The following is a 15,815-nucleotide window of genomic DNA, read 5'->3' on the forward strand; positions in this document are numbered from 1 at the left end:
GGTAAAAACAAAACAACTCGTTGGCGAATAAAAATGACGAACGGGGCAAGGCAGGGCGGTGTATTCCAGCGTCTGGAGCAGGCACGCGCCGCATCCGACGCATTACAAGCGAATGCCGAGACGGGCATGCCGGAAAGCGGCATGCATGCCCGCTATCGCAGCTGGCAACGCGCGCTGAGCGCGTTCGTTGCCGCGACCCTGTTCGTCGGACCGATTACCGTGACGGTCGAGACCGGCCGTCAGGCGGCGGGCGTGCTGGCGGCGGGAAGTCATCGGCTGGATGACGACGCCTGGCGTGCGATTCAGGATATTGCTTCGTTGCGCCTGCGAGTGCGCATCGCAATGCAGGCGGCTAATGCCGCCCCGATCGTCGATCCCACTGCGCCAATCGCGTTTCAACCGCAGATCGTGCAATCGACGGGCGCCGGTGGCGGCGTGCCTGTCGTCAACATCACCGCACCGAATGCCGCGGGCATTTCGCTCAATCAATATCAAACGTTCAACATCGACGCAGCTGGGTTGATTCTGAACAACAGCTTGCAAAGCGGGACTTCGCTCACAGGCGGCACCGTGGGTGCCAACCCGAATCTGAACGGACGCACGGCCAGCGTCATTCTCAATCAGGTGACATCGACAGGCGCGGGCTACGCGAGCGTATTGGCCGGCCCGCTCGAAGTCTTCGGCGCGGCGGCGAGCGTCATCATCGCGAACCCGAACGGCATCGCGGTACGCGGGGCGGGCTTCACCAATACGACGGGCGTGACGCTCACGACAGGCGCGCCGCAATTCCTCACCGGCACGGGCGGCACCGTGACGGACTTCACGAACGGTCAGGCCATCGCCTACGACGTGAAGGGTGGGCATATTCAGATCGAAGGCAATGCGGGCGTGAATGGCCCGGGCTCGGGCATCGAAGGTACCGTTGGCACCATCGATCTAATCGGCGAAACGGTGGGCATCAATGCGCCGTTATACGCCGGCACGCGCATCAATGTGATTGCGGGCGATCAACTCGTGAAGCCCGGCGTCGTTGATGCAACGGGCACCACCTATTCCACGAGCGCCAATGGCAGCGCGAACACGCTGGCCGCAATCGGCGCCGCCAATCAGGGTTATGCGATCGACGCGACCGCGTTCGGGGCGATGACGGCCGGCCAGATCGCGATGGTCGGTACCGCGGCGGGCATGGGCGTGCGGGCCGACGCGGGGTTGTCGGCGACGACGGGAAATCTGACGCTGTCGTCGAACGGAGATTTGACGGTGGCGAGTCATACGGCACAGCAGGACGTGTCGATGACGAGTGCGGGGAATGTCACGGTCTCGGGTGCGGGCGTGGCCGGCAGCGGGTATACCGTGAATGCCGCCGGAGACGTGGTGTCGAATGGCACCGTGCAGTCGGGGGCCGATTTATCGGTTACGGCTGGGAACAACGTCACGATCGCGGGTCAGACCACCGCGCAAAACAATGTGACGCTGTCCGCCGGACATGATGTGTTGTTGACGGGATCGCTGGCGAGCGGCAAGGCGCTCAACGCGACGGTGGGCGGTGCGCTCAGTGTGCCGGGCACGCTGCTGGTGGGCACGGATGCGACGCTCGCGAGCGGCACGCTCGATGTGCCGGGCGTCGTCATCGTGCAGGGCAACGGTACAGTGACGACGCAAGGCGACCTGACGGGCAGCGGTTCCATTGCGTTCGGGCAAAGCGGCGCGGTGACGAGCGGGCACGATCTCAACATCACGGGCAAGCTGCTTTCGAACGACTTGCACGTCGATGCGGCGAACAGTGCGACGTTTGCCGATGTGCAGGCAGGCGGCGCGTTGGGCATCACGGCGCGCGGTCTCGCCGGCAATGGAGACGTGACGTTCAACGGCAACGCTGCCTCGGTTGGCAATGCAACCGTTCAGGCCGCGAACGATGTGATTGTGAACGGCACGCTGGCCGGCGGGGCCCAGGTGGCGTTGACCGGGCAACGCAACGTGACCGTGGCCACGTCCGGCACCGTGCAATCGGTCGGCGATTTGTCGATGACGGCCACGACAGGCGACGCCGCTTCCATCGGCACGATTACGAGCGGTGGCGCATTCAGCGCGCAAGCTGCGCACGATGTCGCTTTGGCAGGGACGACGAATGCGGTTGGCGACACGACGCTGAACGCGGGCAACGATCTGACGGTGAACGGCACCCTGGCGGGCCAGGGCAACGCTGCGCTGACCGCCGGGCGCGATCTTACCGTCGGTGGCACCAGCGGAATCGCGAAGGACGTGACGGCCACAGCCGGCCACGATCTCTCGGTAGCCGGTTCGCTACAAGGCAACGTGATCGCAATGAGCGCGGCCAATGCGATCACGTTGAACAACGTCCAGGCCAACGGCGCGCTATCGGCGACGAGTACCGGCAGCACCGGGAGCATCGTGGTCAACGGGACGGTGGCATCGCTCTCGAACGGCGCGCTGAATTCAGCCGGCACGGTGTCGATCAACGGCGCCTTGAAGACCGCGGGCGCGCTGGCCGTGAGCTCCGGTACCGATACGACGATCGCCGGCACGGTCGCCTCGAACGGCGACATGACGCTGACGAATACGGCGGGCTCGCTGACGAGCACGGGGCAGATGCAGTCGGGCGGCAACCTCGGCATCAACGCCGCTCAGTCGATCGATCTCGGGACGGGCGCGACCTCGGCGCTCAGCGATGTCACGCTGCACGCCGGCCGCGACGTGCTGATGAACGGCACGCTCGTCGGCCAGGGCAACGGGACGATCAACGCCGGCGGTGCGATCAACGGCGACGCGGCACTGGCGTTCGGCCTCGCGGCGAACTTGAACTCGACGGGCGATACGTTGCTGACAGGGTCGTTGCGCGGCGCGACCATCCAGACGAGCGCCGGTGGTTCCGGCACGTTTGCGGATGTCCAGGCCGGTTCGACGATCGCCCTGTCTGCGAACAACGACCTGAATGTAACGGGAACGCTCGTCGGCGGCGCGACGGTCAATCTGACGGCCGGACGCGACGTGAACGTTGGCGGCACCACGACGGTGACGCTCGACACGGCGCTGCAAGCAGGACGCGACGTCAACATCACGGGCACCGTCAACGGTCAAGCTAACGGCACGGTGACGGCAGGCCGAGACATCACCGGGAACGGAACACTGGGCTTTCAGCAGGCCGCGATACTCAGCGCGGACCGCAACGTCGCACAAACCGGACTCGTTCAAGGGCAGACGGTTCAGGTCTCCGCGGGTAGCGATCTGGCCATTAACAACGCCCAGTCGGCGTCGAATCTGAGCTTGAGCGCCGGCACCTCGGGCGCGGGCAATCTCACCGTCAATGGATCGGTCTCGGCGGCTCAGGCGTTGACGGCCACCGCATTCGGCAATGTCGCCGTGGCGAACGGCGGCAAGCTCGCAGCGGGCTCGACGCTCGGCGTCGGTGCGCTGAATGACATCACCATTGGTGGGGCGGTCGAGTCCGTGGCCGACATGACGCTGAACGCGCAACTCGGCAGCTTGAACGCGACGGGCGGCATCAACAGCGGCGGCGCGCTCACGATCACGACGGGGCTCGATCTGTCGACGGGCGCGAGCACGACTTCGACCGGCGACATGACGCTGAGCGCCGGGCGGAACGTGATGCTCAACGGAACCCTCGTCGGCGCGGGGAATGGGTTGATCGTTGCCGGGCAGGATATTACGGGTGCGGGCACACAATCGTTCGCCTCGGCAGCGGTGCTCAGTGCACAACGCGACATCGGCCTGAGCGGATTGCTGCAAGCGAATTCCATTCAAGTCACCGGCGGCAACAACGCGGCGCTGCATGACATCACGTCGGCGACGACGCTCGCGGTGACGGCCAATGGCAACGCGGGCGAGGGCGACGTCTCGGTGGCGGGGACGGCGAGCGCAGCCGGCGCGGTCACGCTGACGGCTGCGCGCGATGTGCTCGTACAGGGTTCGGTGGGCAGCAGTTCGACCGTTGGGCTCGTTGCTCAGCGCGACGTCACCATTGCCGGCTCGGTGAATTCGACCGGCGACTTGAGCATCGATGCGAAGACGGGCAACGCATCGCTGAACGGCACAACGACGACATCGGGGGCGCTGACCGTCACCTCGGGCATCGATACGCGGTTAGGAGGCCAAACGAATGCGACGGGCAGCATCGATGTAGAAGCCGGGCGCAACATCGCACTCGACGGCTCGCTTGCCGGACAGTCGAGCGGAACGCTTTCTGCGGGGCAGGACATCACCGGGGCCGGCACGGCCGCCTTCGGTCAGGCGGTCGGCGTTGTGGCGAATAACAACATCGCGTTGACGGGCTCCTTGCAAGGCGCCGCGGTCGATGTGGTCGCGGGTAACAATGCCGGGCTCGGCACGGTGCAGGCACTGGCGGGCGACCTCAATGTGACCGCATACGGCCTGGCTGGGCAGGGCGATGTCACGTTGGGCGGGGCTGCCACGGCGTACGGATCGACTTCGTTTGCGGCAGCGCGTGACGTTAGTGTGGCCGGGGCGATCAACAGCATCAACGCGACGACGTTGAGCGCGGGTCGCAACGTGACCACCGCGGATATCGGCTCAGGCAGCGATATCACGTTGAGTGCGACGAACGGCAGTATCACGACGGGCAACGCGGCGACCAACGCGAATCTGTGGGTGGACGCTGGCGGCAGCGCGACGCTCGGCACGGTGAACGCGGCCGGGGTCGTGGCCATGCAGGCGCTCGGCTTCGACGGTATCGGCGACGTTGCGGTTCACGGGGCATTGACTGCGGGAAATACGGTGGCGGTCGCTGCGACGCGCGATGCGAGCTTTGCGGGTGCGCTGACGACGGGAGGCGGGTTGTCCGTTTCGGCTGGCCGCAATGTGACGGCCAGCGGCACGGTGTCGGCCAACGCCGATACAACCTTGACGGCGACAGCAGGAAACGTGGCCGTGGGCGGTTCTCTGTCGACGGTCGGCAATCTCAAAGCAAGTGCAGGGGGATCGCTGGCGCTCGCGGGCGGACTGATCAACGGCAATACGTCGCTGAGCTCCGGCGGCGCCATGACGCTCACGAACGCGCTATTTGGTTTGGGCGCGGCGACGCTGAGTTCCGGCGGCGCGATGAACGGCGGTGGCTCGCTCACGTTTGCCGGCGACATCGGGATCACATCCGGCGCAGGTATCACGCTTGGCGCGGTGGACGGCGCGGGACAGTTCACCGCGACGTCGGCCGGCGACATGTCGTTCGGGGCTACGACGGCGGTGGGTAACGTCACCGCTAAATCGACCGGCGGCAGTGTCGCGTTCAGCGGCCCGGTTCAATCGGGCGGCATCGCCGATCTGGAGGCTGCACATAATGTGTCGGCGGCGGGTGGTATTGCGTCGGTCGGCAACGTCACGGTCAAAGGCACGGCCGGGAATGTGAATGTCGCGGGCGTATCGGCCAACGGCGACGTGAACCTGACCGCGGGTCAGACGTTGACGCTGAGCGGCTCGAGCACGGTGGCGGGCGAGCTTGGACTCGCAGGCGGTAACGTGACGCTTTCGGGCACGGCGAGCGGCTCGAAGAACATCACGGTGGGTGCGCAAGGGACGCTCGATGCGAGCCAGGCAACGCTTGTGTCGTCGCAGAACCTGCAGGTCAGCGGCACGAATGTGACGTTGGGCAACGCGATTGTCGGTGGAGCGCTGAACGCGCAGGCGAGCCATCAACTGACGCTCTCGGGCAGCGCCGTCGATGTGGTGGGGGCGGCTACGCTTGCTTCGCAAGGCGGGCTTTATAACGCGAGTAACGTGCTGGCAGGCGGCGCGCTGACGGTATCGGCGCAGAACCTGACGAACGCGGCAAATGCGTCGTTGGCGTCGACTTCGACGACCTCGATCACGGCGACGAACTTCAGCAACGCGGGGCTCGTGAACGGCAAGTCGACGAACGTGACGGTCGCGGGTGCGTTGTCGAATGTCGGTGGGTCGTTGATGGGGCTCGATAGCCTGACGATCAACACGGGCACGCTGAACAATCAAAACGGCCTGATCTTCGCAGGCGATCCGAACACGACGAATGCGCCGACCACGGGCGATTTGTCGTTGACGATCAACGGTGGTGGCAGTGCGTTTGCCAATGCGAGCGGGCAGTTGCTGGCTCAGCGGAATTTGGGTCTGACTGCGGTGAATGCCGCGATCGATCCGTCGTTGGGCACGATCAGTCAGGGTGGTCAGCTGACGATCACTGCGGGCAGCATCAATGTGGCGGGGACGTGGGATTACGGTGGCCAGGGGGTAACGCTCAATGCGCTCGGGGGGATGACGAACGGCGGGACGATCGAGGGGACCGCGCCGTTGACTATCTCCACCGGTGGGATATTTACGAACAGCGGCACGGTGAAGGGGCAGGACGTCACCTTCAATGGCACGCTGAACAATGTCGTCAATGCGGTCATGCATGCGGGCGATGTGCTGACGCTTAATGGCAGCGTTACAAATCGCGGGACGGTGGAGAGCGCAGGCAACCTCGTTTTCAATGGTGCCGGCAATTTCGACAACCAGTACGGTACGACGCAAGCCAACGGCAATGTCACGTTAAACACTGGTGCGACGGTCTACAACACGGCCGGCTCGATCACCGCTGCGGGCAATATCAACATCAACGCGGGCGCGGTCATCAACGATGCGTTGCAAGGGGCGAGTCAAACGCAAACTCAGTTGGTCGGCGCATCGGCTGACCCGAGCCTGGTAACGAATATCGTTATTGGTACGCTGACGTCGGCGGGCTGTATGGGGTCCACTCATGGCGACTGCATCTACTCCACGGCCACCACTAACGCGACGATCAATACGCTCGAGCCAAACCTTGCGAGTGGCACCATTCAAGTCGAGATTGGTGCATACAATCCGTGCTTCGGATCGTCTGATTGCCAGAACGTTGAAGTCGGAAACACGAACGGCGGCGGTCAGACTCAAACGATCGCATTACCGGGTATCGATCGAACCACGACATCGCCCGGGGCCGTGTCGCCCGGTGTTATCGCCGCGGGCGGCAGCGTCAACATTGCGACGGGCTTGCTGTCGAACTCTGGCAGCACCATTTCTGCAGGGTTGGACGTCAACCTGAATTTGCAGTCTCTGAATAACGCCCCGGTTGGCAACGCCATGACGACAACCGTCGACGTGGTCGACCAGGCTCAACTGAACGCATTCATGGCGCAGTTGAATGCGTTGGGCGCGATCGGTATTTATGGCACGCAGAGCGCGGGTATCTCCGGCACAGTGATTCCGGAGTCATACGTCACGCCGAATTCGACGGCAAGCGTGCCCCCTAGCGCCACTAGCACCGACACGTATTTCGGAGCGCAAGGCCAGATTATCGCGGGTCAGAATTTGACGTTATCGGGCGGCAATCTCGTCAACGGCGGTTTGCTCTATGCCGGGAACAACGTCAACGTAAGCGGCACGCAGTCATTCAGTAATCAAGGCCAATACAACACGAGCACCTCGACGCAGCCGGGATGTGCCACGGGCGTAAGCGGGACGGAATGTGCTGCCGGCACCGGGCTGCGCGGCGCCAATCCAGCGACGACATCGTTCTCATACGCTCAGCAAAGCGCGACGATCTACGCTGGAAACGATCTCGTGATCTCGGCGGGGCAAATCAGCAACACATACGGGAGTCTGCTCGCCGGTCACGACATCGTGATTGGCGGCGTCGGGACGACGGCGACTTCCACTACGCCCGCGTCCAGTTTGACCAACACATCGGGCAACATCATTGCCGGCAACAACATCACGCTGAACGTCTCGGGTGCGGTGACGAATACGTTGCCACCCCCGGTTCCGGTGCATGAGAACTATGGATCGAAGGAAGCTTATTCCGGCTGCATGACCGCGGGCGGCTACAAGGAGAGCTATTGCGAAGGCTACGTCGACCAGCAATCGGGTGACTCCTCGGTCATCAGTGCAGGCAACAACCTGCAAATCACCGCCGGGAGTTTGACGAACATCGGCAGCTTGATCGCGGCGGGCAACAACGCGACGATCTCCGTTGCTGGACCGGTGGTGAATGAAGCCCAGACGTTGAACGCCTACTGGCATTCGCACTGGGTGCAAGAAACGGGGATGTTCAGCAGCGACAAGCGCCACGATATCTGGGCGTGCGGGTCGGCTGCGGAGTGTACGGCGCTTTATGGCAGCGCGTATACGAACGTAGGCGGCACGATCGATCCACCGCAGCCGGTGGGCAATATCGCGGCGACGATTCAGGCGCCGAACCTTTCCATTTCGTCGAACGGCGTCATTCAAAACGTCGGCAATGTGATCGGCACCAATGTGCGGTTGACGGGGCAAAGCCTCATCAACGGCATCACGACGGCCAATACCTATACGCCGCGCGTGGATGGTCCGTCGCAGGTCATCTCGCTGAGCCCGGTCAACTTGCCGGGGCTGAAGCTGGGTACGACGGGCTCGGGCGGCACTGGGGCGTCGGCTGTGCCGGGACAGGCATCGTATATGGCGGGTGTGCTCGGCGGCTCCGCAGCGACGCTCGGCCCTCAGCAACTCTTGAGTGAGCTGCCCGCGAGCCTGCAACCGAGCTCGACGCTGTTCTATTACAACCCCGAGGCCGAGGACCTCATGCTGCAGCAAGCAGCGCTGAAGCAAACGGGGCAGGCGAGCTTTATTGGGGGATTGTCCTACGACCGCACGAACGGTCTTTCGGTCACGGATCAGGAAAAGGGCATTCTGTACCAGAACGCGCTCGACTACGCGAAGCAAAACAATTTGCAGCTCGGCGTTGCGCTGAGTCAGGCGCAGATCAACGAGCTGAGCAAGCCGATGCTTTGGTACGTCGAGCAGACGGTACCGGACCCGAGTTGTGTATCGACGGGCATCGTAACGTGCAAGACGGTCACCGCACTGATGCCGCAGGTGTATTTGCCGTCGAGTTCGAGCAGCGCCTTGTCGGCGGGCGGCAACATCATCGGTCAGGACGTCACGCTCGACTTCAATCAAGACGGTCACGGCAGCATTCTCAATACGGGCACGATTTCGGCGTCCGACACCCTCACGGTAAATACCTCGACGCTGACGAACCAGGCGAACCAAGTCGACGTTGGGCAGATTTGGAGCAGCGTCAAGGGCGGCTACATCGACACCACGGGGACAGTGGTGCAGCCGGGCGGGTTCATGAGCGCGGCGAACATGGACCTGAACGTGCAGACGCTGAGCCAGATAGGCGGGGCGCTGCAAAAGCTCAACGCGGATGGCACGCTGGATCAGGCGGGCACACAGCAGATGACGGCTGCGCTTGCGCAGCAGTTGGGGGCAGCTTCACGCAGATGACGTTGACCGATCATCTGCATACGGATTTTGTGAAGGAAGGCGGGTTTGGCTTCGATCAGCTCGCAGCGATGGCCGCAGCGGTCGCCTTGTCGGCGATGGGCATGCCTGTGTTGGGTGCGATGGTGTCATCGACGATCAATCAGCTTTCGAGCGGGCAAGGGTTTAGCTTTGGGCAGGTGCTGGAGGCGGGGGCCGTTGCGTGGGCGGTGCAGGGTTTGGATCAGGGCTTAGGGCTGAATAATCTGCCGCTGTCGCAAGTGGGCGGTGACTTGATTAGCGGCGCGGCAAGCATGGCGGAGATTGCCCAGGGCGCCCTCGAGGTGGTGGGAACCGGGCTCGTTTCAGCAACGGTCAATACGATTGCCTATGGTGGCAGCTTCGGCCAAGTGCTGGAAAACAGCGTTGTTAGCAGTTTGGCGGCGGTGGCTGCCGGCGGGATAGGCACGTTTAATGAGCAGGGCGGCTTCGGGAATGGTCTGCAAGGTCATCTGCTCGATATTGCGGCGCACGGCGTGCTGGGATGTGCTGCGTCTGCAGCGGAAGGAACGGGATGCGCCGGGGGCGCCATTGGTGGGGCGACGAGTGCGGCGTTCACGTCGCTGATCCCAGATCCGACTGACAGCAACGGCAATCGCGTACCCTGGTCGCCAGGACAGGTAGCTGCGTTGGCGGGAGCATCCACGATCATCGGTGGACTCGCCGCAGGGCTCGCAGGGCAGAACGCAGCGGCAGGGGCAACGGCGGCTCAAAACGAGACGCTGAACAATCGGGTGTTGCATTCTGAAGAGCAGCCGCTCACGAAGCAACTGGCAGCCGCAGCAAACGCGAAGGGGATTACCAACGCAGATGGATCGCCCCTGACGACTACCGATGTTGCGAATCAGCTGGCTCAAATGGGCTACCGGCAGGCTGGTGTGTCGGAGACCGGGGCTGCAGCGACAACCGAAGGATCGGTGCCACCAAATGACGGGACCACGTGGTTGCCGGCTGGTGTTGATTCCTCGACAGGACAAAAGATTTGGGCGCAGGTGCCTGGCGCGCCCAATCCGGCACTGCAGTCATTTATCATTCAGGCGACGAACGGTGCGGATGTGCCTGCATTTGTGAATAGCTACACATCCTCCCCTGCAGGAGCGCAATCAAATTTTGGCCCACAGGGCACGGTGATCGGTTCGTCGGCAGGTTCAATATGCCCGAACGGCGATTGTGGAATCGCGTATCGATCGATATCCATGCCTTCCCCTGCCACGGTTACGGATCAGGCCTCGACGGCGTTGGCGCTTGCTGCCATATGGCTTCCTCCGCCGTATGATGGTGCGGCATTGGTAAGTTCGGCAGCATTCAAGTCATTGAATTATCTCTATAGCCAGCCGAGCGGTTTCTCGGTTTTGTACGATACAGTGACTGCGACTGTTGGTGCCGTGATCCCGCAAGGGCGATCGGTTCAAACCTTGTTCACACTGGGCACGACCGCGGCTCAACCTTACGTCGTGCCGCAAAAGCCATGAGGGCGAGTATGAGATCGAGGGGTGGGCGTCATGGATGATAGGAGATGGCGGGATGATTTGACCGTACTTGAGCGAAAGGTGTACCGATGGGTGGCGTATTCAGCGTTGGGTATTGTCGCTTATTGTTTGCTTTTGCTTCATAAGTACGCCTCTGATGGGCCGCCGGTGCTGATCGGGATTGGATTCGTTGCTCTTCTCATAGCTATCGTATTCGGCTGGGGATACAACAAGAGCGTTAGAGTCTTGGACTTGCGCCGATTCGGCAAGTGCTCTAGTGAGGGGAACTCGGATCGCGATCGGTAGACCGACGCCAAAAAGGGACGCATTCATAACGTTCGAGTCGAGGTGGATGCATGGTCGCTAGGGTAGCGGTGCATATGCGAGGTCATGCACAAGTGGCGATTCAATTGCGGCAACTGATCGAAGTCGAATTTCGCTAGTATCTGGGGGCGCAACGCGGTGCGTCGCCTAGGCAAAGCGAACTTCGTTTGGGGCGCGATTACAAACAAGTTGCCCGCCACCCGTGCGGCTTCACGAGAACTACGGCACCAAAGAGCAGTACTCGGGGTGCATGACTGCGGGCGGCTACAAGGAGAGCTACTGCGAGGGCTACGTCGATCAACAATCGGGCAGCTCGTCGGTGATCAGCGCGGGCAACAACCTGCAGATCACGGCGGGAAGCCTGACGAACATCGGCAGCCTGATCGCGGCGGGCAACAACGCGACGATCTCCGTCGCGGGACCGGTGGTGAACGAAGCGCAGACGCTGAACGCGTACTGGCATTCGCACTGGGTGCAAGAAACGGGGATGTTCAGCAGCGACAAGCGCCACGATATCTGGGCGTGCGGTTCGGCTGCGGAGTGCACGGCGCTGTATGGCAGCGCCTATACGAACGTAGGCGGCACGATCGATCCGCCACAGCCGGTGGGCAACATCGCGGCGACGATTCAAGCGCCCAATCTGTCGATCACCTCGAACGGCCAAATCGAGAACGTGGGCAACGTGGTGGGCACGTCGGTATCGCTCACGGGCCAGCGGCTGATCAACGGCATCACCACGGCGAACACCTATACGCCGCGCGTGAACTCCCCCTCGCAGGTGATTTCGCTGAGCCCGCTGACGTTGCCGGGGCTGAACCTGTCGAGCTCCCGAGCGACGGGCAGCTTACCGACGAGCGTGGCCGGCCAAGCCTCATACGTCGATTCGTCGGTGGGTTCGAGCGCGCAGTCGCAATTGAGCCCGCAGGTGCTGCTGGCGAACTTGCCCTCGACGCTGCAGCCGAGCTCGACGCTGTTCTATTACAACCCGCAAGAAGAGGATCTGCTGCTGCAGCAAGCGGCATTGAAGGAGACGGGCAAAGCGAGTTTCGTCGATGGCTTGACGTACGACAGCCAGAACAATCTGTCGGTGACGGAGCAGGAGAAGGCGTATCTGTACGGCAATGCGCTCGATTACGCGAAGCAGAACAACGTGCAGTTGGGCCAGGCGCTCACGCAAGCGCAGGTGAGCGCGCTCGATAAGCCGATGCTGTGGTACGTGGAGCAGACGGTACCGGACCCGAGTTGCCACGCGACGGGTACGGCGAGTTGCCCGACGATCACGGCGTTGATGCCGCAGGTGTATTTGCCGTCGACGACGAGCGCGCTGTCGGCGGGCGGCAACATCATCGGCCAGGATGTGACGCTGAACTTCGAGGGCAACGGGCAGGGCAGCGTTCTGAATACGGGCAGCATCAGCGCGTCCAATACGCTGACGGTGAATACGCCGACGCTGACGAACCAGGCGAATCAAGTCAACGTTGGGCAGATCTGGAGCAAGGTCGAAGGCGGGTACGTCGATACCACGGGGACAGTGGTGCAGCCGGGCGGGTTCATGAGCGCGGCGAACATGGACCTGAACGTGCAGACACTGAGCCAGATAGGCGGGGCGCTGCAAAAGCTCAATGCGGACGGCACGCTCGATGAGGCGGGCACGCAGCAGATGACGGCTGCGCTTGCGCAGCAGTTGGGGAGCAACTTCACGCAGATGACGTTGACCGATCATCTGCATACGGATTTTGTGAAGGAAGGTGGTGGTCTGCCGACGTTTGTGGTGATGGCGATTGCCATTGCGGCGTCGATCGCGACGTCTGGCGCTGCCGCGGCGGCGATGGGAGCGACGCTGACCACGATGACGCTGGGTGAATCCATCGCGGTGGCTGCGCTATCGGGGATGGCGGGAAGTGCGGCGAGCCAGTTGGCGTCGGGGCAGGGACTGAACTTCGGTGCGCTACTGGAGGCCGGAGCGATAGCGGCGATCACGGCGGGGCTGACCAACGGCATCACGTATAACGGCACGACGGGCGAATTCGGGCTGAACGGTCTGAGCCAGGGGCTAAACAGCCTTCCGGCGGGCACGAGTACGCTTGGACAGTTGGCAGGCCTCAGCAATATCGGCAATGCCTTGGGGCAGATCACCCAGGCTGGTGCGACGGCGGCGAGCAGTTTGCCTAGCCAGCTGGCGGCATTGGGCGCGACAGCGGTGATCAACGCGGGCGTGCAGACGGCGATCGAGGGTGGCAGCTTCCTGAACGACTTGAAAGGAGCTGGGCTGAGCGATCTGGCTGCGCTGGGTGCCTACGAGATCGGAGGGGCGCAGAACACGCTCACCAAGGACTTCGGGACGGTAGGGGGAGAACTGGCCTATGTGGGTCTCCATTCAGCGCTGGGTTGTGCGGCCAGCGCGCTGGGAGGAACTGGTTGTGCAGGCGGGGCGATTGGCGGGGCGGCTGGGGCGTTCCTGAATACGACTGTCGATGCGAACGGCAGCATTCCGGCGCCGCTCGATGTTGCCATGACCACGATGGTGGGCGGGTTGCTTGCCGGGGCGGTGGGGGCCAATGCGCAGGGCGCGGCGACAGCGGCGGAGAACGAGACGCTGAACAACTGGTTGAATCACCTCCCGCCGAAGCCGATGTCGCTGTCGCAGGCGGATCAGTACCAGCAGGCGGCTGCCACGGGGGACGGCAGCACACAGGACAAGTTGGCTGTGTTGTCGGCGCAGAATGACCAGAATCTGGCTCAGGCGTGTGCAAATGGGCCCAGTGCTGGATGCCAAGCGCAGATTCAAGCGGCTCAAGCGGGTGGGAATGTGGTCACGATGAAACCCCTTGGGAACGGGCAGTACTTCACGTATGCGAATCCGTTGTCGGGTATGGCGGGGCCGGAAAATTTCCCGTTCTCGTATGCGAACGGACCTCAAATTACGGCCCTCCCAACTGGACCATCGCTCGGTGCGGCGACGCTGGACACGATGCTAGGCAGTCCGTTGGCGGGAGCATTCGGAGGGCTGGTGTATGCGACGGGCGGGTCGAATGCAAGCGCCTATTCGGTAGCACAATTGGGTGCTGCGACGGACGGCGTCATGGCAGGGCTTGCTGGGTACAAGATGCCGGAGGCGCCCACGCTTGTTGGCGCAGACAGCGCCACAATTCAATCGCAAGTCTTGAGCAATATCGCTGCGACCCGGGCCGGCAACTCGTCGTCACAGTTCGGCCAGCTCGCGTCGTGGGAGACAGCGTACAATTTTTATACGCAGCAGGGTGGCTTCAGTGCGGATAGGACGCTTGGTCACTTGCAGGGTATCGACTTCACTCAACCGGTTACGGTAACGCAGGTCGGACCAGGTACAAACTACGTTCAATATGTGTTGAATGGCAACGTTGGGAATTACTTTGCACCGATCGGGACGCCAGCGGCTAGCCTCGGGATCAATCCCGCAAATCGTATTCCGGGGTTGTTTACACCTTCCGGCTTCACCTCTGCCTTGCAAAGTACCGCGGCAAGCGTGACGGATACCTGGACGGTCCCGGGCGAGCCATTCGTTGCTGATGGCGGTGGCACGCAATTGTTCGTCCCCAACAAATCGACGATGACTCCGGTACCTGGAAAATGAAACAAGATCGCATTGTTCTCTTTGAACAAGGGTTAGCTAGATGTCGGGCGCTCCTGCTACAGCACCCCGACAGCCGAGCTCTTCGTTCCATTGAAAAGCAGATTGAGTTTCTTATTGATCTTGAAATGGGGCGAACGAGCGAGGCGGGCAGGCTTCAAGAGATTACGATCGGCGTATTGACCGCTCGGGAAGTCGAACCGTTGGACGAAGATGTGGCTGAACTTCTCTATGAGGTAGCAAGTGAGGCGCGTCGTCTGTGAAGAGGTGCGTTTCGACGCCGCGCCGGCGGCTCGCGGCATGAGATGTGGCTACCAATCCGGCAGTAACCCGACTTGCGCCGGGTTTGCTGCCTTTGAGCTCATTCAAGCATGCGTGATGACGAGCTTGCCTGCGTGGACTTCGATCTTGAGTCGTTGTCGAGGCATGAAGCCGGCTTCTTCGAGCCACCGGCCTGAGACCTTGAACCAAGGGAAGAGCGGCGGGTCGGTGCGGTAGCTGCGGTTGGGCTTCCATTGGCGATAGCGCCATGACTGCTGAATGGTGACATGCCGCTCGGGATGAGCGGGACGTGCGTTAAGATTGGTGTCAGCCATGATCGACTCCGGTACGAGTTGATGGTGGTCAGCGGGTCGTATGGGTTGGCGCCCATGCGGCCCGCGCTGCGTTTACGGCGATGGAAGGGGTGCGGTTCTCCTGTGAGCGGTGATGTTAAGTCTTTGATTGTATTAAAAATCAGTAGTCCTAACCATTGACCTGTCGGCCTAGGACGGAATAGTAATGCAGTGCGGGCCATGCGGCCCGATACCTTGACGAATGAAGAAGTGCCGTGCCGGAGCGGCCCGGAAATCCTGGCCTGTGGCCAGGATTGGTGACGAAGGGTTTGTGCGGGCCGGTGGGCCCGAAGAGGTGACGAAGAGGGTTCGTGCGGCCCGCTGGGCCGAGGGTGACGAAGGGCCGGGGGTAAATCGCGGGCTTCGTCCCTGCGGGCCGAATCCCACGATTGAACATAACGCGGACATTATCCCCGGCCGGTGTCACCTTCCGGCATAAAGGAGCCGGGTATT

At 62.3% G+C, this 15,815-nt stretch carries 3 protein-coding genes and 1 pseudogene; 3 read left to right on the forward strand and 1 reads right to left on the reverse strand.

Annotated elements, in window-relative coordinates; translation table 11 throughout:
- Nucleotides 1-33: 33 nt before the first annotated feature.
- The 3 genes and pseudogenes from ACR9ZC_RS06980 to ACR9ZC_RS06990 form a co-directional block, all read left to right on the forward strand.
- Nucleotides 34-10,175: pseudogene (locus tag ACR9ZC_RS06980) on the forward strand (two-partner secretion domain-containing protein); the annotation flags it as partial.
- Between the two features lie 1,165 nt (nucleotides 10,176-11,340).
- On the forward strand, nucleotides 11,341-14,751 hold the full coding sequence (locus ACR9ZC_RS06985; RefSeq protein ID WP_481579757.1) for a polymorphic toxin type 46 domain-containing protein: 3,411 nt from the start codon (nucleotides 11,341-11,343) through the stop codon (nucleotides 14,749-14,751).
- Complete coding sequence (locus tag ACR9ZC_RS06990; protein WP_481579758.1) at nucleotides 14,748-15,011, forward strand: immunity protein Tsi6 family protein; 264 nt, start codon at nucleotides 14,748-14,750, stop codon at nucleotides 15,009-15,011. Before ACR9ZC_RS06985 ends, ACR9ZC_RS06990 begins: the two co-directional genes overlap by 4 nt.
- 102 nt (nucleotides 15,012-15,113) lie before the next feature.
- Here the strand turns inward: ACR9ZC_RS06990 and ACR9ZC_RS06995 are convergent, their stop codons facing one another.
- Nucleotides 15,114-15,344 (reverse strand): SymE family type I addiction module toxin, encoded by a 231-nt coding sequence (locus tag ACR9ZC_RS06995; protein WP_481579759.1) that lies wholly within the window; start codon nucleotides 15,342-15,344, stop codon nucleotides 15,114-15,116.
- Between the last annotated feature and the right edge of the window lie 471 nt (nucleotides 15,345-15,815).

The organism is Trinickia sp. HAY1-2D (assembly GCF_056754935.1).